Consider the following 24,490-nt stretch of genomic DNA (forward strand, 5'->3'; position numbering starts at 1 on the left):
CACAAACGAATTGGCGGTGAACTTCCGTTCAACCACCAACCCGCCATCGGACAAGAAGCAATGGATTGCTTATCTACCTATCGTGCACTCAGCTTTGCCGAGCGCGCGCGCATGCTTCCATAAATGCTGGAACGAACTCATAGAGATCACCGACGACACTATAATCCGCCTCGGCATGTATTGGCGCTTTTGCATCGCTGTTAATCGCAACTACGGTGCGCGAATCCTTCATGCCGACGATGTGTTCGATCTGCCCGGAAATACCGCAAGCCACATAAAGATTGGGTTTGACGGTCTGACCTGAAAGCCCAATGCGGCTATCGACAGGCAGCCAGTCGACGTCGCCCGTCAGAGGACGCGATCCAGCGAGAACGCCCCCCAACGTGTCGGCGAGCCCGTTCAGCAACGCCAGATCTTCCCTCTTCTTCACTCCTCTACCCGCTGCCACAATAACTTCCGCCTTAGTCACGTCGACGGCACTTCGCACACGCTGGGCCGCCCCTAGAATACGAACGCGCGGCGGAGACGAGGTGATGGGAACTTCTTTGATCGAAGCTTTCGGCGCCTGCACGGGATTCGCTTTGGCAAATCTATTGGGCGGAATCGACGCAATCCGCGGCGAGCCCTCCAGAACCTGCAGCGCGACGAAGCGACCGCCATAGACCCGTCGTGTAATTTCTATCTCACCATCGGCGATCCGTTTTAGTGTCATGCAATCGCTAGCGCAGGGCGCCTTCAGCTTCTGAGCAAGGCGCGCTACCGTATCCGCTCCGAGGCGCGTCGCACCGACCAAAATCGTCGCCGGATGAACCTTCTCAACCACCTCATGAAGAATTGCAGCCATTTGTCCGGCGTCGGACTCAATCTCGGCCGATGTCTTCACTACTAGAATTTCGTCTGCGCCATGCGCCAGGCTCGTCTCCGCCATAGCTTGAGGCGCTTCACCGATCGCGGCTACGAAGATCGGATCGTTGGCATCGCCTCTCAGCGAGAGCGCGACAGTTAGAAGCTCAAGAACAAGGTCCTGATCTTCGGAAAATATCAGTATGCCTGTAGCGTCCATCAGAACTTTACCTCTCCATCAGCACCCAGCTTCGCAAGAAGCTCTGCGGCTTTTGCTGCGATGTCATTACCTTCGACGATGATGTTTTTACGAGCCCGCACCGGCGCCAGAACATCAAGCGTCGAAAGCGAGGGGCCTTCGTTGAATGATTCGACGTCCAACCCCGGTAAGTCGGCAAGCAAGACTTCGCGGATCGGCTTTCGGCCTGCACCCATGACTTGCAGCACGGTGGGAATGCGTGCCTGATTGATTTCCATGCCAACAGTCACCACACACGGGAGGCTTGCCTGCAAGGTTTCCGACCGGTCCTCCAGGGCGCGATCCGCTACGATGGTGCTGTCCCTGATTTCGATGCGCGTAGCATAGGCAATAACTGGAATGTCCAATGCAGTCGCCAATCGCGGGCCGACTTGGGCATTGTATTGATCCGCAGACGCCTCACCGCAAATAAGCAGATCCCATTCTGAAATCTTTTCCTCGCTACAGATGAATCGGCTCGCCGACGCGAGGGCCGCGGCAAGACGATAAGGCTCATTAAGGAGATGATCCTGATCGACAATGAGATAAAGTTTCTCCAGTCCCATAGCCATCGCCCTGAGCAAGACATCCCGAGGCGGCGCCTTGCCGTGTACGACGCTTACACCGTAAACGCCTCCTCCGTGTGCGGAGCAAAGCTGAAGTCCGGCCTCTATGGCATTCTCATCGAAGGTGCTGATTCGAAATGGCGCCGCCCCTAAATCCGGACGACCGTTTGAGTTGACCTTCAACTGATTAGGATCCGGAACAAATTTTATAAGAGCCAGGATCTTGAGCGATTGATTGCCGTCCGTGTTCGTCATGAATTTTCCCTTCCATCGTGCGAAGACCGCGCGGCGGAGCTTTCGGTCTTTGAGTGTGAATCCGTATCGCTAACGTCAAGCGCATCCGCCACGACTTCGGCGATGTCCTTGACGCGAATTTTGTCGTCGGCGCCGGAAATCTGCGCCCCCTGCTCGAGCATTTTTATGCAGAATGGGCATTCAGCAACGACGAGCTCAGCTCCCGACTGAACCGCCTCAGTTACGCGTTGCGCACCCGCCGGCGTCTTTTTCTTCTCGACGTCGTACCAATAATTCGCGCCACCGGCGCCGCAGCAAAAGCTGTCCCTACGGCTTCTTGGCATCTCGACAAGCTTTTCACCGTAGACAGCCTTCACAACCGAGCGAGGCGCGTCGAAGATTCCGTTGTAGCGACCGACGTAACAGGAATCGTGAATTGTCACTTGCACATCGGCATCGCCGCGCAACCGTATTTTTCCATCTTCCAAAAGACGAGATATAAGCTCCGCGTGATGCATGACCTCAAAGTCCGCACCGAAGCGGGTGTATTCGTTTTTCATGACGTGAAAGCAGTGCGCACAGTGCGTCACGATCCGCCGTGCGCGGTGCCGTTGAAGCGTTTCGATATTTTGCAACGCGAGTTGTTGGAAAAGACCTTCTTCGCCGAGGCGTCGTGCTGCATCTCCAGAACACGCCTCCTCAGATCCGAGGAAACGCACATTGAGACCGCCAGCGCGGAGGACCTTCGTCGTTGCCTTGACTACGGCGGCAATGCGAGGATCGTAGTTCGCGGCACACCCTGTCCAATAGATCCAGTCGTCCAAGGTTTCTGCATCTTGGCTCATGCGCAATTCCATTCCCTATTGACTATCCAGCTTTGAACCAAGTTCTTCGGCGAGCTGCGCTCGTCGCTCGGCGGCTAAACCGTACGGGTTTGCGCTGCGGCCAAGATTGGCAAGAAAATCACTCTGCCGTTTTTGAAGAATCTGCCGGCTGACGAGTTCGCGTCGAAACGGAATGATATAATCAACCGGCCTGATGAAGACGGGACACGCCTCGACGCACGCAGCACATGAGGTGCACGCCCAAAGCTCCTCCGCCGTTATGACTTTTGACGTCAGAACATCGTCTGAAATGTTTCCACGCAGCATCACTTTGCGGAGCGTCTGCACGAGTCTGCGAGGAGACAAAGCCGTACCCATCGCGAAGGCTGGGCAAACGCTGTCACAACGTCCGCAATTTGTGCACGCCTGGACCGCGAAGCGCATTTCTGGTTCCAAATCGGCAAACGTCGCTACCCCAGGCTTTACGTCGAAGTTGCCACTTTCTAAAACCTCGCGGAGATCGAACGGCGTGCTGAGTTCAAGCCTAGGTTTGCCAGGCTGCGCCATGACGTTGAGCGGCGCGGCACCCGCGTGAAGAAAAACGGTGTATGGAAGCGACGCAATCAGCGCAAAGACAACCAAGCCATGCGCCCACCAAATCCAGTTGTAGAGCGTCGGCGCGATCGCCTCGACACCCGTTCCGGAAAGCATTGCTGCCAAATGCGCACCGACAAATGACCAATTTGCCCACTCCGTAGGACGAATGATCAAGCGCAGAGATTCAAGCAGAAAGCCCGTCACGCCAAGATACAAAAGGACCGTCGTCAAAGCCAAAAACTGGTATTGAACCCGGCGTTGATCCGGCCCTGCTTGCGGCAGCTTCGCGAGCCTCCAAACGAGGGCGCCGGTCAATCCAACAACAAAAATCAAACCGAGGGCGTCAACGATGAATTCGAAATAAAGATAGCGCGCTCCGTTCAACACGCGAAATCCTAGAGGCCGTGCAATATCCCAATCGATAGCGACAATCGTGGTCGCCAGAAGCAATGTTATGAAGCCGGAAAAAATCGCCAGATGCGGCCAACCGCGAGCACGCCGGCCAACGCGCCTCTGAAGAAAAACATTGAGCAGCAGACGCCGTACTGCGCCGGTGAGACCTCCTGGACCGCGCAGAATTGCAAGTACCAACCCGGAACGACCCAGCCGCAACCACAAACCATAGGCGAATACGGCTGCGAATGGCAGAAACACGAGATAGAAGATCGACACTGTTCCAGGCGGCACGAGGCCGAATGTTTCGCGTACGGGCATCGTTTGTCTGCTTGCGATGAAAAAGGGGTGTGACGCGGGAGCGAGTCACACCCCAAGTACAGAGGAAACGTGGGACTTAGACTTTACTTAGCCCTTGGGGGGAGGTGTTCCCGCTGTACCGATACCCTCCATCTCCTTCGTGAACTCGATGCGCTCATTGTCCATGAAGGCCCGCGGATTAAAGTTCTCCTGCGCCATGACACCCCAGATCTTACGACGCTGCATACCCATATTGCCGGCGTCGTAGATCGGGAAGCACAGCACGTCGCGCAGGTACTTCTCCAACGGATGGCTACGGCGATCGTAGCTGTTGATGCCCATGACGCGCATGCAGTCGTAGACGGCCTGGAAGCAAGTCTCGCCTGCGTATATCTTCGACATCGCACCGAGAGCATGGTTCTCGTAGTTGTGGCTGTCGGCATAGTGCGCGGCTTTATACGAGAGATAGCGCGATGCTTCGATGCGCATTGCGATATCCGTAAGCATATAGCCGACGTTCTGATGATAGATGATCGGATCCAAACCGCCTGCCGTGTATGTTTTCGCCCAATTCAAAACATACTCGTAGGCAGCGCGCGCTGTGCCGACGGCGGCAATACCAGCAACAGGACCTGACCACGTGAAGGCCTTGCTGATAGCAAGATCGCCATCACCCAGAGCAAAAACGTTCTCAGCCGGAACACGGACGTTGTTGAAGTGGATGTCGGCGTTCTGGTTGAGGCGCTGCCCCATCGTGTCTATCAGAGGTTCGTAAGTAATGCCTGGGGTACCGCGCTCGATAATGACGCACGACAGGGCACCGCGACCGCCCTTATTGCGATCCGTGCGAACGACCATGACGTTGACGTCAGCGCCTTTCATGTCCCAACCAGCAGCGCTCGATGGCCAGTACTTGCGGCCATTGATGACGTATTCGCCATTCTTGAGATCTGCCGTCACCTGGATGCCAGCTTTCGGGCTGGGATGGTCGAAGTTCGCCGTTCCGCCGGGGCTTCCGGCCGGCTCAGACACCAACCAACCTGCCAGGTAATCCTTTGATTTCGACGTGCAGGCCTGCGTTAGCCATTTCTTTTTCTGCGCGTCATTGCCGAACCAAAGCAGCGGCATCAGCGCCAAACCGTTGACCAGCAAAATGCAACCGAAACCTGGATCGACTGCCGCAATCTCTTCGACGGCAATTAGAACGTCCATATTCGTGAGGCCGCCGCCGCCATATTCTTTCGGCAGATAGCCCGTCGCAAAGCCCATCTCATAGGCCTTTTCGTAGGCCGGCTTGATCGTCTGAAAACCCTTAAGCGGATCAGGTTCGGCATCGGCCGCACGGACAAGCGGCTTTAAAATATCCTGTGCGAACTCCCTTGCGACTTTTTGCAAGGTTTGCTGCTCCGGGGTCAGCGAAAAATCGATCATGGCATTTCATCCCAATTGCTTGTTGTTTTTCGATCAACAGCCAGCCCGGAAGGATCGCAAAGATCTTGGCAGACCCCTGCGATCTAGCGCCGGCGCGTGGCAGGTGAAATCACGCCGAGGAGGTAAATGACGTGCAGACCGCCTTTGTATATTTTATGCAGTTTATTTAGTCAAAAGTATTTTTGCAAAAAAGCGCCGCTTTTTCGCTGGCCCCTCGGAATGGATAAGGCGGTCGACGTGCACTCCCGGGGGCTTACCGCCAATAGACCTAAATGTTGATGGGCGTGCGTCGCGGCGGAGACCTTGCGCCGAACGCAGGTTTAGCTATAAATCGTTGAAATAGGCGAAGGTTTACAAACTAAGAGCGCTACAAACATGCTTGTCGGCGGCGACAGCCAGCAACAGGTTCTGAGACGGCTGCTAGAACATAAGACTGGCATGACCGTTGATGAGCTCGTGGATTCTATCGGACTAAGCCGAAGCGCCATTAATCAACATCTTTTGGTGCTCGAGCGCGAAGGTCACATAGAGCAGGTGACAGCGCGAAAAACAAAAGGTCGTCCCGGCCGCGTTTATGTCCTCACGGAAAAAGGCACGAATACCTTTCCGAAAAAATATTCCTGGTTCTCGAGAGTGCTTATCCAGGCACTTGAAAGGAGCGTAGGAAGCGAAGGATTGGCGAAGTACATGTTCGACCTCGGGGTGGATATGTCCGCAGTCGCAATCCCGAGATTGGTAGGAAAAAATCGTGCGGAGCGCGTGGATGAGATTGTAAAAATCATGAACGAAACGGGCTTTTCCGCCTACACCGTTCCCGGCAAGAAAAATGAAAAGCTTCCGAGGATCGAATGCAAAAATTGCGTGTATCACGATCTCTCGAAGGAATTCACCGCGGTATGCAGATTTGATATTGGCTTCCTGTCCGGATTAATGGGAGTCGAGGTCGAACATGAAACATGCATGCAACAGGGCGAAGATGCGTGTCGATTTCGCTTTAAGGCGCCTTCGTAACCTCATACCGACTCCTACCCTTGCTGGTTAGAGCGGCAGTCCCCCATAAAGGGCGCAAAATCGATATATGTCCGCGTCCATCGTCTATAGACATTTAAACGTACGGGGCGCCGACTGGCCGTATAGAGATCGGCTCCTTCATCAATCCAGAGCATGGAAAGCGCCGTCGTTTTTTGGGCCCCTGCAGGACTCGGGGATTTGCCGCAGCAATTGAAAGCTATTGAAGTGCGCTACCCTAGAGATCGTGCGCCATCCGTTCGCGCTTCGTCTCGAGATATCGCCGATTGAATTTGTTGGGCGGAATCACAAGCGGCAATCGTCGTACGATATTGATGTCCAATGCCCGAAGCGCCAGTTCTTTTGCCGGGCTATTCGAGAGCAGATTGATATTGGTCATGCCGAGGTCATGCAACGCACGAGCGGCTAACGTATAGTCTCTACCGTCGACAGGAGCGCCAATCTTGATATTGGCTTCGATAGTATCCAATCCTCTGTCCTGCTGAGCATACGCCTGAATTTTTTTAAACAGGCCAATACCTCGACCTTCGTGATACGGGACATAGACGATGGCACCGAAGGATGTGTCTGCAATCGCGATAAGCGCTGCCTGAAGCTGCTCATAGCAATCGCAGCGAAGAGAGTGGAATATATCACCCGTCAAGCAACCGGAATGAACCCTCACAACGGGCACAGAATCAGGGCGTGCATGTTCGCTACGATGGACAAGTACAATAACCTCGTGGTCGGCAGACTCCCCTCGAAAAGCATGAGCTTCAAGAAGAAGCTCGCGACCTTGAAACGCAATAGGAAGGAGCGTTTCAGCGCCCCCAGCAAGGGGAAAGGGCGATCTTGCCGATGGATTTGGCTTCATCTGCTCTAAGAACCTTTCGAGGTCTATTTGTTCTTCTCGCCAATGCGATTGCGATCGCTAGCACCTTGGCGAGTTTTGCGTGTCTTAGCTAAAGCTGCGCGTGGCGTCGCAACATCCCCGCCTGCACATTTGCTCGTCTCTCGACCAGTGGTGATAGCTTCGGGAATGTCAGCTTTCGTAAATTTGCAGCCATCCGGGTTCGTCGCTGACTGACGTGACAAATTAGAGGTGCTTTCATTCGATATCCAAGTCCCGGCACCTTCCATGGATTTGTCAAACCGGATAGGCCGACAGTCGGCTATCGCCCGCGGGTCAAATTCTGAATCCTTCATTACCCCCCAAATTTTCCGCATCTGCATGCCGATATTGCCGGCATCGTATAGGGGGAACACGAGTGACTCGCGCAAAAATTTCTCTACAGGATGGGCTTTGTCCAATGCGTTGACGCCCATTGCCTGCATTGCGCGAAAGACGGCTCCGAAGAGCGTTTCACCACAGTGGACTTTCGCCATGGCAGCAACAGCGTGACCTTCCGCATCGTGCAGATCGAGATAGTGCGCCGCCTTCCAAGCAAAGGCCCTGCAAGCTTCGATCTTCATCGCAACTTCTGCCATAAGATAACCGACCGCTTGGTGATTAATGATCGGCGTTCCTCCACCAGCGGTGTAGGTCTTTGACCACTTGAGAATGTATTCATAAGCCGAGCGGGCAACACCGACTGCCGCGATCGCAGCGACGGGACCAGACCAAGTGAAGGCCTTGCTGATAACCAGGTCGCCGTCGCCAATCGCAAAGGCGTTTTCCTCGGGCACCCGGCAGTCCTCGAAGACCATGTAGTTGTTTTGGCAAAGGCGGTGGCCGATCTTTGAAATCGGCTCATGATATGTCACGCCAGGCGTTCCGCGCGGGACAATTATCGCAGACAGCCCAGTCTTACCGCCTTTGAGGGGATCGGTGCGGACGATACAAACATTGATATTTGCACCAGCTAGGTCCCAGCCGCCGGCGTTGCAAGGCCAATACTTGTTCCCGTTCAGAATATATTCGCCACGCCCTTTGTCGTGCTTTGCAACAAGACCAATCCCCGCTGGTGCTCCGTATTCACTGTCGAAGTTCGCAGTACCCCCCGGAGTTCCGGCAGCTTCACTTATAGTCCAGGCAGCGAGATATTCTCCACGCGGATCGCTGGTAGCTTCCCCAATCCAGCGCCGCTTCTGATCTTCGGAACCGAACCAAACTAAAGGCATCAACGCCAAACCGTTGACCAGCAGCACGGTCCCGAAACCAGGATCGACCGAAGCAATCTCTTCAACGACGACTTGCAAATCGACGTTGCTAATGCCGCCCCCGCCATATTTTTTGGGCAAAAAACCCGTCGCAAAACCAAGTTTGTAGCATTCGATGTACGCCGGCTTCATGGCCTCGAAGGCCTTCTGGGGATCGTGCATTTCGTCTGCCTGCCGGACGAGGGGCTGCAAAATATCGATGGCAAACTCACGTGCATTGCGCTGCAATCTTCGCTGATCGGATGTCAGTGTGAAGTCGATAGCCATCTGATTTTCCTTCTGATTTATGGCCAAGCTTTCAAAGCAGAACACTCCGTATTGATTAAAAACATATTTTACCGTCATATATAACAAAAGCTCAAGTGAACTTCTTTTTGCCTGCACGTCTTCACCAAGTCACGAGGGAAAGTGCTATGCAATTTGCTACTGTGAAGGACGTCTTGCACAGCTTCGTCGCTAGGCTCGTCGGAAAAGCATCTATCGTCGATGCAGACACCTTCAAAAGCGCCATGCGTCGGCTCGCGGGTTGCGTCACCGTCATCGCAACTGAGGAGGATGGGAAGTGCTATGGCTTCACGGCAACGGCCGTTTGCAGTGTGTGCGTGTGCCCACCTACCGTACTTATTGCCGTCAACAAATCGGTTCGCACGCATCAGCACATCGATCGCAGAGGTGCTTTCTCCATCAATATTCTGGCGGACAATCAAAAAGGCATCGCCGAACATTTTGCCGCGAAAATCGATGATAAATTCAAGATTGGCGGCTACACTTTTGGTGCTGCGGGTATGCCTTTGATCGATGGCGCCGCTGCCCATCTTGAGTGCTCAATTCAACGAAGAATTTCAATTGGTACGCACACGGTGTTTGTCGCGCACGTGACGAATATCGACACCAAAGCCATGGCACCCTTGATCTATCACGATACAAAATATGGGTTGGTGGCGCATATTTGAGCGTCAGACTGCGCGGCCCTATTTCTTTGATTTCAATTGTCGACCGCGACTGAAGGTAGGCCATCGAGCACACCAGTGAAACGATCAAGGCGGTGGGAGTGCTGCGTCTTTGACGATGAGAACCTCGTTATTAGTTCTTGCCGTCGGAACCGTCGGAACCTAGCGAAGATGTGAGGTCTGCCCTTTGCGCTTTGTCAAACGTGCTTATGCCGGTTTCCGTCGGGCGCTGTAATCGACAACCTCGACGGCGCTTCGTAGTCTAATGGGTGAGCGTTGAAAGCTTCAGTTGCGAAATTAGAAACTGGCTGGCCGCAACGACCTGACTAGGAAATTCAAGTGACATTGGCGTGCCTCGAACCGGGACTTACGTCAGTCCGTATGCGCCTCGATTGCAGATGGGTTGAGGGATGGGTAAGTCAGCGACAGAACATATTAGGTCGCGGAAAAACACGGAATTTTCCGGACAATCTGGCGGAGAGAGTGACCGCCAAATTAGTCTCATAACGGCTTGATCTGTCGTGCAACCTTCGAGGCACCGGTAAGCGCGTCCCTCAGTTTATCCCACAGCCTACGCGGAGCATTGAAATCCTGCGCGCTCTCATCATGAGGGCGTGCTTTTCTCCGTCTGGGCGAACAACACGCCGCTTTGCGGCGAATGATCCATGTCGTTCCAACCAAGGCTTATGCGGTGTATAAACGACAAGCTAAAAGGGAAGTTAGCTTGTGACCAGATTGAATGAAAGATCAGGCCGCTACGGCCGGGGCGCTCCAAAACTGATTAGCGGTGCTATTTTTGGCAAGCACGCGCAAGCAGTGCGTTTTGGCTATTCGCTCGCTTCGACCGAACTGCGACGCAACGGCCATAAGCTAGTCGGTGCTTCAAAGACTGCCATTTCCCGGGCGGTCGAGGCCACTGTCCACCGCGCAGTCGAGCACGCCGAGAACATTGCCGTCCTGCATTGGGAGCCGACAGGGAAACCGATCGACGAGATAAAGCACGAGGCCATTTACACGAGGGATAGTTTTCGAGCGATCAGAAGCAACGGCCGTAGCTATGCGGTTGGCGAAAGCGCGCGAATTCGCAACCGCCGCGGACAGTCGCGGCAGTTCTTAAAAAATAAGATCATCGCTGAAATGGTTTTTTGCTCGCAGCGTACACCCGCGTCCGAGCTAAGGCGAACGGTTGTCAGTCGCTTCCTCTATTTGGACAGTACCGAGGTGTCGTCTAGGTGGGCGCTCGACTCGAGACGCTTCCAAAAAATAGTCTCTCAAGGCACCGAGTATGAGCACCGTCGTCTCCTCCTGGAGTACTTGGGTATCGAGGTAGTTGATTTTCGTAAGTTGCAGGAAGCTTCATTCGTCTCCTGCTACCATTGTGCCTCTCATTCACCGACCGTTATAGAAGTCCTCAGTTATGCATTGCTCGTATACCTCGATAGCGGTGAGGTAGAAGGATTGCGAGTTCTCCGGGAGGCGCTCGTTGAAGGGCCCATTCGCATTTCGCGGACGGTGCGTGAGGCTATCGAGATTGTGTTGGCAAGAACGGCCTTTTGGGAAGGCCAAGATTACGTTCAGCGTCCACCCGCCAAGCCAGAAGCTGTTCTAACCTCATCTCGTCTCCGTTTACTCGTTCCTCCTCACCTTTCGTCCCCGACCGAATAAATTCTCCACGCCTCCGATTTTTTTCTCCACTCCTTCGATGCCCCGGATCACAGCACTCTGTCCAAAGTGATCCGCACCGATGCGAGGAGAATCCCGTGGCGATCCAAGTCGATGATGGGCAGCGACTGCCCCAATTGCAGACCTCGGAGCGTCTTCTACGCGCCCGTGAAGTTTATGAAGGACGGCTCCAAATTTCTCGATCTTCCTTCTACGCGCTTGTACGAGCCGGTGAATTTGCCCGACCCGTTCAGATCACAAAACAGCGCGTCGGCTGGCGACAGAGTGATGTCGACGCCTTCATCGCGAGCCGACCTGAGGCCGCGAAAAGCTTAGGGATCTGATGCTTTGGGCCATCGAGTTATCAACTGTGCTGGCTTGTTCGAGGGAAAGAACGAGAAATGTCCAGAGTAAGTCTTGAACGCTTCGCCCGGGCGTTTCTGGGTCGTTCCTTGCCGCCGCCAATCTACCCTATGGAGTTGCCAACCCTCACGGTAGCGCCATCCCAGTTCGAGGCCGACGCAGCATCACTCGCGCAAATACAGGTGGTCCACGAAAGGGATAATGACCTGCGCGATGACTGGACGGATACGAACCGGCCGCTGAAGCCAAGAGAGAAGCCGATCCATTTCCGTCCCTTGCGGCCAGCCGTCGAGCTTAACAAAGCCGTCGATCACTTCATCCGCTGGGCGAATGACGCGGCCCTCACCGGTCTCTTCACGGCCGCAGAAATTGACGAGCTATGGCGCCGGGCGAACAACGAGTTAGGCTTTGCCGAAATTCAGACGATCTTCGTGCGTGGTGCACTGTCCGAGCGAAACCTGCGCGTCGGTAAGCGGCGGACAATGACGCCGGAATATGCGGCTGTCCGGCAGCGAACCGGCACTCAGCGCGGTACTCTCTATCGATTGCCGGTCGTCAACGTACAGGTCGGACAGGAGCCGGTCCAGGTACCGGGCGAGCCGGACTTGTTGCCGGGCTCGGGCCGGCATGAAGACGGTCTCCATGTGGTCTCCAGCAAGAAAACCCGAGAAACACAGGACATTAGTTACGCAGATGCCGCGTGAAGAAAAAGCCCCCGCAAATCTCGCACGGGAGGGCCAGGTATGATCCCGGCCGTTGATCCGCACATCATGAAAGCCTGCCTCGACAAGATGGAAGAGACGTCGTGGCCTTGCAGTGATTTTACCGAACTGATTGCGCAGTGCGCCCTGTGGGCAACAGGCGGCGACAACGTCACGGCGCTTTCTATTTGTCAGCGCGTTCAAGCCCTGATTTTGACGCTGGAGGTCAATCCGTCATTTCTGGCTGATTACGGTCCCCAGCCCAAAGACCGCATTCCCACGGAACTACGTCGGGCCGCCGGTGCCACTCCGCTCTCATGCGCCGCGTCGGGGTTCGACGCGGCTGCACTCCAAAAAGCAGCACTTTTCGTGGCGACGCCAAGGGGGTCCGCATGACGTCGCCACCATGGTTTCCATTGTATTCGCAGGACTTCGTCCACTCGTGTCGAACGGGTAGGATGACTGCCGACGAGGTCGGCGCCTTGATCATGGTAATGTGCCAACAGTGGGAAAAAATGGGTGTTCTTGTTAGCGATCCGGCGCGCTTTGCTGCCTATGCAGGCTGGGACATTCGCGTCGCGAAGCGGCTCCTCGCGCGCCTGATTGAGATCGATAAAATTAAGGCGACCGAGCGCGGTATCGAGAATGCGCGCATGAGTCAGGAAATTTCAAAATATATTGCCAAGGTGCGCGGGGCTGAAGCCCGCGAAGCACGGCGCAGAGCCGAGAGCGAAAATCAGTTTGCAGATGAGAAGCGCCGGATCTCTTCCGAACATGCACCGAACTTCTCTAAGAAGTTCGAAACAAGTTCACCAGAACTTTCCAGAAAAGACAACCAAATCAACAAACCTTCCAGCAGAGCAGCACCACTACTAGAGTCAAAGTTAGATACAGATAGTAAGAGTGCCCGCCCCTCGTTGGTTTTGGAGAAGGCCAACCGAAAAGTTCAAGCTCGCTCTGCGATCGAGCAGTTCAACCACTTCGCTCGGCAGCACGGCTGGTCGGTCGTTTCGGAGTTCAGTGACAAGCGCCTCGCCGATACGGCGAAGCGGCTCGACGAGATCGGAGGTCTCGATCGGTTTGTACTCGCACTTAATCAAGTTCCGTATGATGACTTCCTCATGGGCCGCATTCCCGGCCGCAACGGTCGGAAACCATTCAGGCTTTGCTTAGAAACATTGCTATCGACTGGCTCCGGCCTCGGTGACGTGCTCGCCAGACTGATCGACAAGGCGAGCGAAACGCCCGAGCTGATAGGTCCGAACGGCGAGCGGTGGGGCTTCTGGCGCCCCGATATCGAAAAACTGAAAACACTCTCAGCAGCGTTCTGGCGCAAGCGGCTCGACGATGTGAAGTCGAACGGGACGTGGCCGTGGTGGCTTCTCGGTCCGCCGCCGGGGCACGAGGAATGCTTCGTGCATCCCGATATCATTACCGAACTTGGTCTCGCCGATAAATATCGCGACACAGCTGCAAAGGTTTCCGTGTCTACCACCGCCAATCCGAGGCCTCCGCATGATCAACTTGGATGAGATTTCGTTGGTCGATCTCGTTCCGGGCACCAAGACTGTCGCCATGATCGCCAAAGCCCTTGGCACAACCGATGAGACTCTGGCGATTGGGCTTTGCCGTCAACTTGCCCACATCAGCAGCGCTGGCCAGTCGCTTCCAGTCGATCGGCTGAACTTCACTCTCTCCGCCGTTGCGGGCATCTGCCCTCGCGATCCGACCGAGGCGCTCCTGGCTTCGCAGATGGTAGCAATTCACTGTGCCTTGATGGAGGCCGTTCGTCGCGCCGGCTCTGCCGTCGTTACTGACAGGCTAGCGTCCGAACTGGGTCTCGCGATGCAGCTCGCGAAGGTATCGGCCCTCCAGCTGGAGACGCTGAAGCGCTACCGATCGAAGGGCGAGCAGCACATCCACGTTCATCGTCCACAGGTTACCGTCAACGCGGACAAGGCCGTCGTCGGCATCGGTCAGGGAGATGGGGGAGAGAGGAAAATTGACAATCAACCTGTTGCAAAGCTCCAAAATGGCGGAGGCACACAGCGCCCCGCGCTGCTCGGCCAAGTCCCGCCGGACAGGCAAGCCATGCCAAGCCCCAGCGGTGAAGGGATGGCGCGTCTGCCGTCTGCACGGGGCGAAGGGCGGCGCTCCGTCCGGTGAGGCCAATGGCCGTTATCGAACGGGACTGCACACCAAGACGGCGATTGAAACGCGACGAGCGGTTCGCAAGCTTATTCGCGAAGCGCTTGGCGCGTTAAAGACGCTAAGCTAGGGAGATCCGAAATGAGCGGTTCAAAGAATGAGAAGATGAAAAAGCGCCAGTCAGTGCGCGACGAAATTCTCTCGGTTCCATTTGATCAAAATGATGTCCAGATGGTTTATCACGCGCTTGAAGCGCTCATCCCGCCAATTGAACTATCGGAAGCGGCCCGCGCGAAGCTTGAGGTCGTGGCGTGGATGTTAGCCGATGCGACAATGACGGCGATCGAATCTGGCCTTGGGAAATCAGCCGGCAAGGACTGCGAAGAAGAGGTGCGCAGCGCAATGGAAGAGTTAGTTATGGAAAAGGCGGGAGCAAAAATTGATCACTGGATTGGTCGGCGGGTCCCATCGCCGGCGTTTTTGTCCTAGGGGCGGGGAGCGCAAGTAGGCACAGAACGCGGCCCATTCCTGCTCGAAGAAAACTTTACATTTTGCCAATTGACGCCCGCCCCCAAATCACCCCTACATTTATCAATCTCGCAAAAGATTGTCCGAAAAGCCCGAAGTGCCCTTAGCACCGTCGGGTTTTTTCTTTTTCGATTGAACGACCATTCCCTTTGAGATTGGAGAATTCTCATGTCGTCCACCGAAGGCGGCAGCGCCGCCGTCGTGCGCGCGCGCCCGCCAAAGTCGAGAAGACCCAGCGCCCCGAAAAAGCTAAAGCCGCGGAACGAGGAAACGAAGCGTAAGCAAGCCGAGCTTGCGCAGAAAAAGAACAGCGCCCGCGAATATCGCGTTCAGGGCTACAGCTATCGCGCTATCGCCGTAGAACTGGGTGTTGATCCTTCGACCGTTTGGCGTTGGGTCAATGAAACAATCGAAGAAGACCCGCGTGACTCGATCGAAGCAACGCGCGAGCTTGAACTCTCGCGGCTCGACGTGATGCAGCAGAAGTTCTTTGAGATGTTTCAGGAGACACCCGATCCGGTTCTTGCCGACGGCATCTTGAAGCTTATGGGAGCGCGAGCGAAATACATGGGGTTGATCGATGTGCCGACTGCAAACAAGCTCGGCAGCGATCGTATGCCGATGACAGCCGAAGGGCTCCGAAAATCGTTTGATGCCGATAGGCCGATCATCGAGTTGACGCCGCTTCCCGCGCCCATCCTTCGACCTGACGAGCCTATTCCTGCCAATCCAATGCTCTGAGTGGTCAAAAATAATGGGCAACCCCGGATTAAGGGTCGCCCACTCTTTCATCGACAATCACTCGCTCAATCCGTAACTGAGTCTGACCCGTCAAACCCAAATTCAGCTTTGAGCTTCGCCAAACGAGGCTGAAGGCAGTCAACCAGAAATTCCACCTCGTCTGGGCAGTCGTTGATAGTGTTGACGACATGCGCGAGCGTTCGAATATTTGATTGAAGTTCGATCAAAGCCGTTTCGATACGGAGTTTATCCATGTGCGCCTCCATCAATAAGTTCGAGTGACATCCTCTTTCCCGTCAGAGGCAAGCCCAAATGCCAGCGGAGAGTCGCATGGTGCTCGCGAAGTAATTGGATAACGTAGCGGAGGGCGCCTTCCAGTTCTGGACGACCGACCTTCTCCGCTAGCATCAACAGCGCGTCGGCGTTGCTGTCGAGAGAACCGAGGGTGGCCTCGACTTCTTCCCGATCGAATGTAAATTCCATAACAGCCTGATTCATGGTCACTCCATGGATTGAGGTTAGGACTGTTGAAAATTAGCCCTTTTCAACAGTCCGATTTATTGGTACCATAAAATTATGAACAGATCAAACAAAAAAGATACCAAAAAATCAACAAAGATGGGGCGGCCTGCGACAGGCCAAGGCCAGCAGATCGGCACGCGATGGTCCGACGACGTTTTACGTCGCGTCGACGACTGGCGGCGGGTTCAGCCCGACATCCCAACGCGCCCCGAAGCGCTTCGTCGGCTCGTGTTGCGAGGACTGGAGGTAGACAAGAAATAGGGGAGCCCACTGCTTCTGGCCGAAGCTCGCGCCCATTCAGACTTTGCCAGCGGTTGAAATCAATTGATCCGGAATGAACATATGAGTTTGCGAACGAAATTCGTCTGGGCGATTGCCGTACTCTGTGCGGTCGCCATTTTCCCTGCTATAGCCGATGATTTGCCGATGAATGATTGCGATCGCCTAGCCGCTAGCGATTCCGATCCGGATCGAAAGGGCCGTGGCGTCCCTCTCGATCAGATCGACGCAGTTGCTGCTATAAAAGCATGCCAGGAGGTCATCTCAAAATATCCAGATAATCCTCGCCTGAACTACCAGCTGGCGCGAGCATTTTACAGCGCCCGCGATTTTGACAACGCGTTTAAGCACTACGAATTTTCCGCTGAACATGGCTATGCACCTGCTCAGAATAACTTCGGCAGCATGCTAATGGATGGTGAAGGATCAAAACAAGATGCGGTAGCCGGTCTTTCATGGATACGCAAATCGGCGGAGCAAAGAAATCCCATCGCAGAAGCGAACTTGGGGACCATATATTTCAGCGGGCACGGTGTCCCACGAGACACGAGCGCCGCGATTGCATGGTATCGAAAAGCAGCTGCAGATGGGAATACCGGCGCAGCCGATATTTTGACTCATCTTCCTGAAGCGTGCCCAGACCAAAATAATGACGGCACACAGCGAGTCGCACTGGCGGACCTGTTCATCGATTTGAATGAGCATATCAATAAGCAGGTCGTCGTCGACGGTGCGGATATCTCGGCCGCTGGCAATAACGGCGCAATTCTCAGGAGCGGAAATCTAACATTCCTTCTGGACGGCTCGTCGATGGAACGAGAAACATATCGTTTCCTCTTGCAACACTGTAGCGGCTTCACCTCCTCCAACACCTGCAAGTTCAGTGTGAAAGTTGTGCCCACAGGTGAAGTGCAGAATGTTACGCAATATCCGATTTTGAGCTGTGGGAAGCTGATCAGGTAATAAGCCGATAGTCCTGGACATCGCTAGAACGCCAGGCCTAGTTCGGCACCTCCGGGCTTTTTGAATGAGCGTGCCGAACGCAGCTGAGACCGACAAAAGTCCGATCAAAGGAAGGTCAATTAGCGAATGAGATTGCTGACGAACTGTGGCGCTGCACTGACCATCTTATGGATCATAATCTTGTTCCGCATCGCTCCACCGGTCGCGTCTAAACTACTCGTCGCTCCGGCCTTCGGCGATGAAATTCCGAAGCCCACATTTTCCATTGATGACTGTCGAGCTTCAAACGACAAGACGTGCGTAAAAAACGCGTGGAATGAATACAAGTCGGCAATTGTTACGGAATACGATGCGTGGAAGACGCTTCTACCTACTGCGCAGAGTGGTGATGCAGATGCAGCGAACAGGATTTTAGGAGTTCCGATTAGAAACGGTTGGTACGTTCACAATCATTGGACGCCGATCGTTCCGCAGGATGGCGAGTTCGACATCATTTCTTTTGACGTCGCAGAAGCAGTCGACGCCTGCCGCACGGCGATAATCAATTTGAAGTTCTGGCTCGTCAACAACAGCAGCGATCATCCAGACTTTGAAAGCGATCAAGTTTCCTATGGCCAAAGTGCCAGGAAATGTGAGGCTGGCATCAAGAAGTACCATTTACGGAACTAATCTCAATTTCTTGCGTACGGGCCAGAGCCCTGGCCAAGCGCCATAGTAGCCGAGCTCAAATAATCTCCCCGCCCTCGCGCGTCGTCGTTGCGTAATATGGCTTGACGCCGCCCCCAAATCACTGCGATTCTCTCAATATCGCAGAAAATCGTCCGAAACCCGCATCGCCTCCCAGCGCTGTCGGGTTTTTTGTTTTGGAGGCATCGATGTCGAAGATCGAACCCGTCCTACTCAGCCGCAGGGAGACAATGGCGATGCTTGGCGGCATGTCCTACGTTCCGTCGGTTGCTCGCTGACGGCACAATTCCGCAGGGCATTGCAATCGGCGGGCGAGTGCGGTGGCGCAAAGATGCCATGCTGCGCATCTCGATCGCCGGTCGACACCCAATCGATAGTTCGATCCGCCTTCATGCGCCGGGCAAATCACGCTAACATACGACTCTAGCCGTAGCTTCATCGGGCCTTGACGGTCATGGAGGCGTCCAGAGAGGAACCTCCACATGAAAAATATCGCTTGCTGGCTGTATCCCGAAAAAAATGTAGCGTCGTTGTTAGGCTTTAACATGCCGGCCCTCGCCAAAGTCGCGCCCAATTCGCTACAGCTTCGTCTTGGCGATCGCGTGATGGGCAACTATCGCGCAAGCAGCGAACTTGCTTCGAAGATGGGCTTCAAGCCATCACACTCTCTCGGCCGTCTTCTGTTGGAAGTCGTCGCCGACCATGACGAAGCTTAAGCTCGCGAAATTTGCCGGTCGCATCGTTCGCTCCAATGCGGCGGCAAAGGCGGCCCAAAAGCTAAATCCGTTCACCATTAAATCAACAGCCCCCATGCGATCGTCAGGCTCCTGACGACATCAAAGAGGTTATCATGACCAAAGCAGTTCGTCGGATCGGCCCAGCGCCGGAAATCAAAGAAAGCATCAACACGGTCGAAACACCTTCGTCGCAGATCCTCAAAGCTGCTCAGAAGGACATCGAAGTTCCTGACAGCCTCGGCCGTATCATCAAGGTGCGCGCCATCACGGCCTTGCAGCGCATGCGCATGTTCGAGGCCATCGGCGCGCTATCCCGCAATGAAATGTATCTGGGGCACGCCTCACTTGCCTGCTCGGTCATCGCAATTGACGGTGAGCCTGTGCGATTTCCGAGTTCCAAACGGGAAGTCGAAGCTTTGGTCGACCGGCTCGATAACGAAGGTCTGGCGGCGGCCGGTGTCGGTCTTGCAAAACTCAACGGGGCCGAGATTGACCCCGAAACTGGGGATCTGACCTTCGACAGGAACGGCAAGGAAAAAGCAAAAAACTCAGCAGCGACCCCGAATTTGTAAACCGCGTTTGGCTTATTCGGAACAACGTCCCTTATGACGTTGCATGGTCGCTCCCCGAACACGAAGTTTTAGCCTATTGCGTTGTCCTCGGTCAGTTCGAGGGCAACGTCTTCGATTGGAACGACATGCGGTTTAAGAGGCAAGATACGTAATGGGCTAACTAGCGTTCGCGGACGCCGCCCACCTCTTCGCCGAAATCGCGCTTTCGTCCATAGAGACCGAACGGGCTCCTTAGACAAGCTATCCTCGACGATTTGGATCTCGGCGGGCCGAAGGATCTAGCCGACCAGTATGGTGAGGCCGCCGAGAACGGCGAGCCCGAAGATCAACCGAAAACGAATAGCGCGACATAGATCACGCCCTTGATGGCTAGAGGCAGTCTACGAAAGCCACCGATGCGCTCATCACGCTCACGGCTCAGTCTCCGTTCGTAAATCGCCGCCTCAAAAGCTCTGCTCATCATCGATGCTCCCTGCCGCCAATTTTAGGTGGGGCTTTTTATTCCCACAAGGAGCGAAATCCGATGTCGTCCATGTACACGATTGGGCTGCGGCTCGTTGCTCACAACAACGCCGGGCCGCAACTTTTAAATCTCGCGGCGCAGCTCATGCACGTGCATGAAGTCGCGAACCGGACAAACATGGCTTTAGGCCGGTTCAGGACGGCCCTCGCTGGCATGGCGGGCGTTTTTGTTGGCACAGAATTGATCAAGGGCGCCGTTGGTCTCGTCGACCACGGCGCCGAGCTTTTGCATATCCAAAATCAAATGACGACGCAGGGTGCGACGCAGGCCGATCAGGCGGCAGCGATTGCAAAAGCCTGGGAAGTGACGGCGAAATATAAAAACATTTCCGTCACCGAAAGCCTCGAAATGCAGAAGGAAATGGGCTTCGTGCTCGGCTCTTTGCCACACGCGACCGAACTCGCGATGGAAATGGCAAAGATGCAGACGAACCTCGAAGGTGCGCTCGGCGTCGACAGCGGCGCAGCGATGACCGGCCAGGTGATGGCCGCCATTCGGGCAGCCGAAATGAGCGGCAACTCGATGAGCCACGTTCGCATGGACAAGTACCTCGATCAGATGAGCCGCATAATCATCGGCACCGGTGGTACGGTGAAGCCGAGCGACATCTTGATGGCGACGCAATATGGTCGCGCCTCTGCGATCTCGTGGTCGGATGACTTTACGTCCTATGTGTTGCCGACGTTGACGCAGCAGCTCGGCGGTTCAAAGGTTGGCACGGGCTTCATGTCGATGTGGCAGGCCGTTGTCGGCGGCCACATGCTCAAATCGGCGATCCCAGAGTGGCAGAAGCTGGGGCTGCTCGATCCAAAACTTGCGAACGATAGGAACGTAACGCCCGAGGGCCGCTTCAAGCATTGGGATGCGCACGCGATGAAAGGGCTTGAACAGTTCAAGTCCGATCCCGATCAGTGGGCCGCCAGCGTCCTGATCCCGGCAATGATCCAGCACGGCGTGATCTCAAAAGCCGGATGGGAGGAAATTCAGAAGGGTAACATCAAGGAAGGTCTCGGCGCTGATACACGATCAAAGATCGTCGACGAGCTGACGGCCCTGTTCTCGAACAGGACGGCAAACTCGATTGCCGACGCTCTGACGCTTGAGACCTACAAAATCCAGCGTGACATCGAAAAATTAAAGCAGACGCAGACCGGTGGGGCTGCTGCAGATACGATGCTCGAAAAAGATTGGGAAATGAACAAGAAGGCTTTGTCGAAGCAGTGGGATGATTTCATGACGTCACTCGGCTCGCCAGCGGTTGCCAACGCCGTTACCGGGCTCAAGGCTATCAACGATGCTATCGGTGAAATGGCCCAGGCGTTCGCCAAGCATCCGGGTTTGGGCCGAGCATTCGTTGGCATCGGAATGACCACTGGCGGGCTCCTTGCTGGTGGTGGCCTGCTGGCACTTGCGAGCCTTGTCCCCGGCGGCCCGATTATCGTTGGTCTCGGACTATTAGCTGCTGGTGTTACGGCGCTCGGCGCGGTCAAATGGGATGGCATCAAGAACTTTTTCGGAGCGATCAAGGATTGGATCGTCGGCACGCCCGAGCAGATGGACAAGAATGGCGGAATGCACTCCCGTCAAAAGGGCCTCATCGATAACGTCAAGTCGATGTGGAACTCGATTGTGAATTTTCGCGTGACGCCGGACATGCTCGGAGGCTTCGTTACGTCAATCGGAACAGCCTTTACCAATGCAATGAGCGCAGCGTGGAAAAAAGCCAATGGCGCCATTTGGGACTTGGGCAGCAAACTCGGACAAGCCATCCACGACGCCATCGCCAATGCTGCGAGCATGATCGGCGGATTTTTTTCTGGCAGCACCGGCAAAGGGCCGGTCGGGGCGCGCGGCTCAGGAGGTAGCGGCCCGACGATGCCGATGGGCGGACCCGGCCTTTTGCAAAAGCAGGGTTATATACCGGAAGGCGGGTCACGACCCGTTGTTATTCACACGGCACTTCACCTCGACGGCCGTCAAATTGCGGAGCAGGTTACGATGCATCAAGCGCGGTCGGCGATCTACGTCGGATCGGCGGCAACATTCGACGGCATGATGCACCCTGGCCCCGTCGATCAGAGCTATGCATGATTGCTTTGACATCACACCGACACCAAGCATTGCGCATTATTACTATAATAGCTATAATCTAAACTAGCATATTTCGCGCCGCTGGAGTCTCATGTCCGGAACTCGCATCACATCTGTCGAACTCCATACTCGATTGGGCGCTACCATCGATCGTGCAGTAATCGAGCCTGTTATTATAACCAAGCATGGCCGTGACCATCTGGTAATGCTTTCCGCTGAGCGCTACGCTGCCCTGCTTGCAAATTCCGCGGGGAGGCTAACGCGGCAAACCACCTCTCGACCGGCGATGCGGAAAACGCGGATCCTCTGATGCCCAAAGTAAGTCCTGCCATATTGCGATGGGCGCGTGAGACCGCCGGGATGAGCCTTGAGCAGGCTGCCAAGGCAATCGAACTCAACGCTGCGCGTGGACAGACGGGTGCCGCACGCCTTGCGATTCTCGAAGCAGGTAATGCTGAGATATCGCGCCAGTTGCTCGGGCGAATGGCAGAGAAGTATCGACGGCCTCTGATTACATTCTATCTTGCTGCGCCCCCGCCCCCAGGGGAGCGAGGCGAGGATTTCCGACGCTCGCCTAAAACTGCTCCCCAAGAATTCAATCCGCAGCTCGACACATTAATCCGCAACGTCCGGGCACGACAGGATGTGGTGCGGTTTCTTCTGGAGGACGATGAAAGCGAGCCTTTGCCTTTCGTGGGATCGTCAAAAATCGCCGACGGTGTCGATAGCATTGCACGCGGCATCATCGAGACGACAGGGTTCGATCTTGCCGAATTCCGGAGATCTTCCGATATTGACAAAGCATTCGCGTATTTGCGTGATCGGCTGGAGCAGTCTGGTATTTTTGTGCTTCTGTTAGGGGATCTCGGATCGCATCACTCAAAGATTGAATCGCGGGCTTTTCGAGGCTATGCCATTGCCGACCCTATCGCTCCATTTATCGTCATTAATGACAATGACGCGCGTTCGGCTTGGTCGTTCACCGCATTGCACGAGGCAGCACACGTATGGCTCGGACAAACCGGATTGAGCGGAGCGTCCCACGAAGCAGCAGTCGAACGCTTCTGCAATGACGTAGCAGGGGCGATACTTCTGCCAGCAATTGAAGTACGCGCGATCGATCGTACTCGACTCCGCGATTGGGAAAATACCGTTAATGCGATCGGCGAATTTGCCGCTGAGCGCAATATAAGTCGAGCGATGGTTGCTTACTCCCTCTTGCGTGAAGGCAAGATAACTACAGCGCGCTATCGTGATCTCGACGATCACTTCTACGGTGCGTGGCTCAAGACAAAGGAGAAGAAGCGGGACAAAGATGAGGAACGACGCGGCCCCAATCGTTACGTCATCCTGCGCCACCGTCTCGGACCTGCCCTTGTGGGACTGGCGCGTCAGTACGTCGAATCCGGAAGCCTCTCCCCGACCAAGGCATCGAGTCTTCTTGGCGTGAAGCCGAGTGCAGTTCGCACCTTCCTTCATCCTGAAGGGGCGCGTTGATGCTCTACCTTATCGATGCAAACTCTATCATCGACGCCAAAGATTTGTATTACGTAATCGACAGGGTTCCAGAATTCTGGGAATGGTTAGTGCATCACGGCCAGGCCGGGCGACTTAAAATTCCGGCTGAAAACTTTGAAGAGATCAGCCCGGGCCCGGACAAGAAAGACCCCTTCTATATCTGGCGAAAGGACGCGGCCACCGCCGAGTCTCTGGTTCTGAGCGAGGACGCCGACACGACTTTGGTGCAGCATGTTCTTGACCGTGGCTATGCTAAAAACTTGACCGATGATGAATTGATTATCATCGGCAAAGACCCATTCTTGATCGCTTACGCGTTGTCAGGAAAGGAGCGCGTGGTGGTGACAAGCGAAAAGTCGAAGCCGAAAGCGCAGCGAAAGAACCGCAAAATTCCAGATGTATGCAACGATCTCGGAGTGCGTTGGATAACGCCGTTCCAACTCAATATCGAACTCGACTTCAAGACAAATTGGAAGAAATAATATCGATGGTCAAACGCCGACGATATGCGCTTTCCTAACTTCTTAGAGAAATCGTTCTACGGTTTCCCACGAGATGACCTTGCGGATACCTGCGCATTTCGCCGAAAACGTGCTTGTATTTTGTCTTGCTAACCTTGCAGCTCTTGCCACCAGATACCCATCGACTCTCGATGCCTCTCCCAGCCAAAGCACCATCGGTGGACAACCACAATGGTTGTAGGCAAACGCCGCGTCGTAATCTCGACCTATTCGACCATAAGCGCCGGATGTACCGTATTCGCTCAGCCAGCCAAGCCAATGCTCTTTTTGGCTGACGTACCAAGTCGGCTTCTTTAGAAGAAGCTTCTCCAGCGCCTCGGTGTGCGGCGCCCGCTCTGGAAGCGCCCTGATCTTTTTGATGAGCTGTTGTGGCGTCATACCCAGTGCCCC

The 24,490-nt window shown here is 54.9% G+C and carries 28 protein-coding genes; 17 read left to right on the forward strand and 11 right to left on the reverse strand.

Annotated features, from left to right (window positions below; translation table 11 throughout):
* Positions 1-88 precede the first annotated feature (88 nt).
* From HYPGJ_RS11540 to HYPGJ_RS11560, 5 genes are all read right to left on the reverse strand, one after another.
* Positions 89-1,063 (reverse strand): electron transfer flavoprotein subunit alpha/FixB family protein, encoded by a 975-nt coding sequence (locus HYPGJ_RS11540; protein WP_046847294.1) that lies wholly within the window; start codon positions 1,061-1,063, stop codon positions 89-91.
* Entirely contained in the window at positions 1,063-1,902 is an 840-nt protein-coding gene (locus tag HYPGJ_RS11545; RefSeq protein WP_046847295.1) for an electron transfer flavoprotein subunit beta/FixA family protein, read from the reverse strand. Before HYPGJ_RS11545 ends, HYPGJ_RS11540 begins: the two co-directional genes overlap by 1 nt.
* Positions 1,899-2,726 (reverse strand): (Fe-S)-binding protein, encoded by an 828-nt coding sequence (locus HYPGJ_RS11550; RefSeq protein ID WP_052750889.1) that lies wholly within the window; start codon positions 2,724-2,726, stop codon positions 1,899-1,901. Before HYPGJ_RS11550 ends, HYPGJ_RS11545 begins: the two co-directional genes overlap by 4 nt.
* 15 nt (positions 2,727-2,741) lie before the next feature.
* Positions 2,742-4,016 carry a (Fe-S)-binding protein gene (locus tag HYPGJ_RS11555; protein WP_046847296.1) on the reverse strand — a complete coding sequence of 425 codons (1,275 nt, stop codon included), beginning with the start codon at positions 4,014-4,016 and terminating at the stop codon, positions 2,742-2,744.
* Between the two features lie 87 nt (positions 4,017-4,103).
* Positions 4,104-5,426: an acyl-CoA dehydrogenase family protein gene (locus HYPGJ_RS11560; protein WP_046847297.1), complete on the reverse strand. Its 1,323-nt coding sequence runs from the start codon at positions 5,424-5,426 to the stop codon at positions 4,104-4,106.
* 375 nt (positions 5,427-5,801) lie between these two features.
* Between HYPGJ_RS11560 and HYPGJ_RS11565 the strand changes: the two genes are divergently transcribed.
* The gene (locus tag HYPGJ_RS11565) at positions 5,802-6,437 is read left to right on the forward strand and encodes an HTH domain-containing protein (RefSeq protein WP_046847298.1); all 636 of its coding nucleotides are present in this window, start codon (positions 5,802-5,804) and stop codon (positions 6,435-6,437) included.
* 235 nt (positions 6,438-6,672) lie between these two features.
* Here the strand turns inward: HYPGJ_RS11565 and HYPGJ_RS11570 are convergent, their stop codons facing one another.
* Positions 6,673-7,308 (reverse strand): GTP cyclohydrolase II, encoded by a 636-nt coding sequence (locus HYPGJ_RS11570; protein WP_046847299.1) that lies wholly within the window; start codon positions 7,306-7,308, stop codon positions 6,673-6,675.
* A gap of 23 nt (positions 7,309-7,331) precedes the next feature.
* The gene (locus HYPGJ_RS11575) at positions 7,332-8,939 is read right to left on the reverse strand and encodes an acyl-CoA dehydrogenase family protein (RefSeq protein WP_244466103.1); all 1,608 of its coding nucleotides are present in this window, start codon (positions 8,937-8,939) and stop codon (positions 7,332-7,334) included.
* Between the two features lie 68 nt (positions 8,940-9,007).
* Here HYPGJ_RS11575 and HYPGJ_RS11580 point away from each other — a divergent pair, with 68 nt between their 5' ends.
* From HYPGJ_RS11580 to HYPGJ_RS11615, 9 genes are all read left to right on the forward strand, one after another.
* Positions 9,008-9,547, forward strand: a complete 540-nt coding sequence (locus HYPGJ_RS11580) for a flavin reductase family protein (protein WP_083984110.1) — start codon at positions 9,008-9,010, stop codon at positions 9,545-9,547.
* Between the two features lie 723 nt (positions 9,548-10,270).
* Positions 10,271-11,209 carry a hypothetical protein gene (locus HYPGJ_RS11585; RefSeq protein ID WP_143440516.1) on the forward strand — a complete coding sequence of 313 codons (939 nt, stop codon included), beginning with the start codon at positions 10,271-10,273 and terminating at the stop codon, positions 11,207-11,209.
* Between the two features lie 95 nt (positions 11,210-11,304).
* Positions 11,305-11,550: an AlpA family phage regulatory protein gene (locus HYPGJ_RS18805; RefSeq protein ID WP_200185728.1), complete on the forward strand. Its 246-nt coding sequence runs from the start codon at positions 11,305-11,307 to the stop codon at positions 11,548-11,550.
* Between the two features lie 57 nt (positions 11,551-11,607).
* A complete protein-coding gene (locus HYPGJ_RS11590) occupies positions 11,608-12,273 on the forward strand; it encodes a hypothetical protein (protein ID WP_143440517.1) in 666 nt (221 codons plus the stop codon).
* 39 nt (positions 12,274-12,312) lie between these two features.
* Positions 12,313-12,666 (forward strand): hypothetical protein, encoded by a 354-nt coding sequence (locus HYPGJ_RS19115; protein ID WP_046847302.1) that lies wholly within the window; start codon positions 12,313-12,315, stop codon positions 12,664-12,666.
* Positions 12,667-12,728: 62 nt separating this feature from the next.
* Positions 12,729-13,802 (forward strand): hypothetical protein, encoded by a 1,074-nt coding sequence (locus HYPGJ_RS11600; RefSeq protein ID WP_046847303.1) that lies wholly within the window; start codon positions 12,729-12,731, stop codon positions 13,800-13,802.
* Positions 13,786-14,436 carry a hypothetical protein gene (locus tag HYPGJ_RS19220; RefSeq protein WP_046847304.1) on the forward strand — a complete coding sequence of 217 codons (651 nt, stop codon included), beginning with the start codon at positions 13,786-13,788 and terminating at the stop codon, positions 14,434-14,436. The genes HYPGJ_RS11600 and HYPGJ_RS19220 overlap by 17 nt, the downstream gene beginning before the upstream one ends.
* Before the next feature lie 123 nt (positions 14,437-14,559).
* A complete protein-coding gene (locus HYPGJ_RS11610; protein ID WP_046847305.1) occupies positions 14,560-14,907 on the forward strand; it encodes a hypothetical protein in 348 nt (115 codons plus the stop codon).
* A gap of 207 nt (positions 14,908-15,114) precedes the next feature.
* Positions 15,115-15,687, forward strand: a complete 573-nt coding sequence (locus tag HYPGJ_RS11615; RefSeq protein WP_046847306.1) for a helix-turn-helix domain-containing protein — start codon at positions 15,115-15,117, stop codon at positions 15,685-15,687.
* 65 nt (positions 15,688-15,752) lie between these two features.
* Here HYPGJ_RS11615 and HYPGJ_RS11620 read toward each other — a convergent pair whose 3' ends face one another.
* Both HYPGJ_RS11620 and HYPGJ_RS11625 read right to left on the reverse strand, forming a co-directional pair.
* A complete protein-coding gene (locus HYPGJ_RS11620) occupies positions 15,753-15,941 on the reverse strand; it encodes a hypothetical protein (RefSeq protein WP_046847307.1) in 189 nt (62 codons plus the stop codon).
* Positions 15,934-16,185, reverse strand: a complete 252-nt coding sequence (locus HYPGJ_RS11625) for a hypothetical protein (RefSeq protein WP_046847308.1) — start codon at positions 16,183-16,185, stop codon at positions 15,934-15,936. Before HYPGJ_RS11625 ends, HYPGJ_RS11620 begins: the two co-directional genes overlap by 8 nt.
* 366 nt (positions 16,186-16,551) lie before the next feature.
* Between HYPGJ_RS11625 and HYPGJ_RS18450 the strand changes: the two genes are divergently transcribed.
* The 4 genes from HYPGJ_RS18450 to HYPGJ_RS19340 all read left to right on the forward strand — a co-directional run bounded on the left by HYPGJ_RS18450 (position 16,552) and on the right by HYPGJ_RS19340 (position 19,447).
* Positions 16,552-17,451 carry an SEL1-like repeat protein gene (locus tag HYPGJ_RS18450; RefSeq protein ID WP_052750891.1) on the forward strand — a complete coding sequence of 300 codons (900 nt, stop codon included), beginning with the start codon at positions 16,552-16,554 and terminating at the stop codon, positions 17,449-17,451.
* A gap of 126 nt (positions 17,452-17,577) precedes the next feature.
* Entirely contained in the window at positions 17,578-18,120 is a 543-nt protein-coding gene (locus HYPGJ_RS11635; RefSeq protein ID WP_046847309.1) for a hypothetical protein, read from the forward strand.
* A 563-nt stretch (positions 18,121-18,683) separates the two neighbouring features.
* Complete coding sequence (locus tag HYPGJ_RS19225) at positions 18,684-18,854, forward strand: hypothetical protein (RefSeq protein ID WP_159108298.1); 171 nt, start codon at positions 18,684-18,686, stop codon at positions 18,852-18,854.
* A gap of 134 nt (positions 18,855-18,988) precedes the next feature.
* Complete coding sequence (locus HYPGJ_RS19340; RefSeq protein WP_070104067.1) at positions 18,989-19,447, forward strand: hypothetical protein; 459 nt, start codon at positions 18,989-18,991, stop codon at positions 19,445-19,447.
* Between the two features lie 325 nt (positions 19,448-19,772).
* On the opposite strand, the gene HYPGJ_RS19540 is transcribed toward HYPGJ_RS19340, so the two are convergent.
* Positions 19,773-19,907, reverse strand: a complete 135-nt coding sequence (locus HYPGJ_RS19540) for a hypothetical protein (protein ID WP_280136163.1) — start codon at positions 19,905-19,907, stop codon at positions 19,773-19,775.
* A 63-nt stretch (positions 19,908-19,970) separates the two neighbouring features.
* Between HYPGJ_RS19540 and HYPGJ_RS11650 the strand changes: the two genes are divergently transcribed.
* The 3 genes from HYPGJ_RS11650 to HYPGJ_RS11660 all read left to right on the forward strand — a co-directional run bounded on the left by HYPGJ_RS11650 (position 19,971) and on the right by HYPGJ_RS11660 (position 24,061).
* Complete coding sequence (locus tag HYPGJ_RS11650; RefSeq protein ID WP_143440518.1) at positions 19,971-22,061, forward strand: hypothetical protein; 2,091 nt, start codon at positions 19,971-19,973, stop codon at positions 22,059-22,061.
* A gap of 360 nt (positions 22,062-22,421) precedes the next feature.
* The gene (locus HYPGJ_RS11655) at positions 22,422-23,558 is read left to right on the forward strand and encodes an ImmA/IrrE family metallo-endopeptidase (protein ID WP_244466104.1); all 1,137 of its coding nucleotides are present in this window, start codon (positions 22,422-22,424) and stop codon (positions 23,556-23,558) included.
* Positions 23,558-24,061 carry a DUF4411 family protein gene (locus tag HYPGJ_RS11660; RefSeq protein ID WP_046847313.1) on the forward strand — a complete coding sequence of 168 codons (504 nt, stop codon included), beginning with the start codon at positions 23,558-23,560 and terminating at the stop codon, positions 24,059-24,061. The genes HYPGJ_RS11655 and HYPGJ_RS11660 overlap by 1 nt, the downstream gene beginning before the upstream one ends.
* 42 nt (positions 24,062-24,103) lie before the next feature.
* Here the strand turns inward: HYPGJ_RS11660 and HYPGJ_RS19120 are convergent, their stop codons facing one another.
* Entirely contained in the window at positions 24,104-24,478 is a 375-nt protein-coding gene (locus HYPGJ_RS19120) for a hypothetical protein (protein ID WP_143440519.1), read from the reverse strand.
* Between the last annotated feature and the right edge of the window lie 12 nt (positions 24,479-24,490).

It is taken from the genome of Hyphomicrobium sp. GJ21 (assembly GCF_001006785.1).
GTDB lineage: Bacteria > Pseudomonadota > Alphaproteobacteria > Rhizobiales > Hyphomicrobiaceae > Hyphomicrobium_B.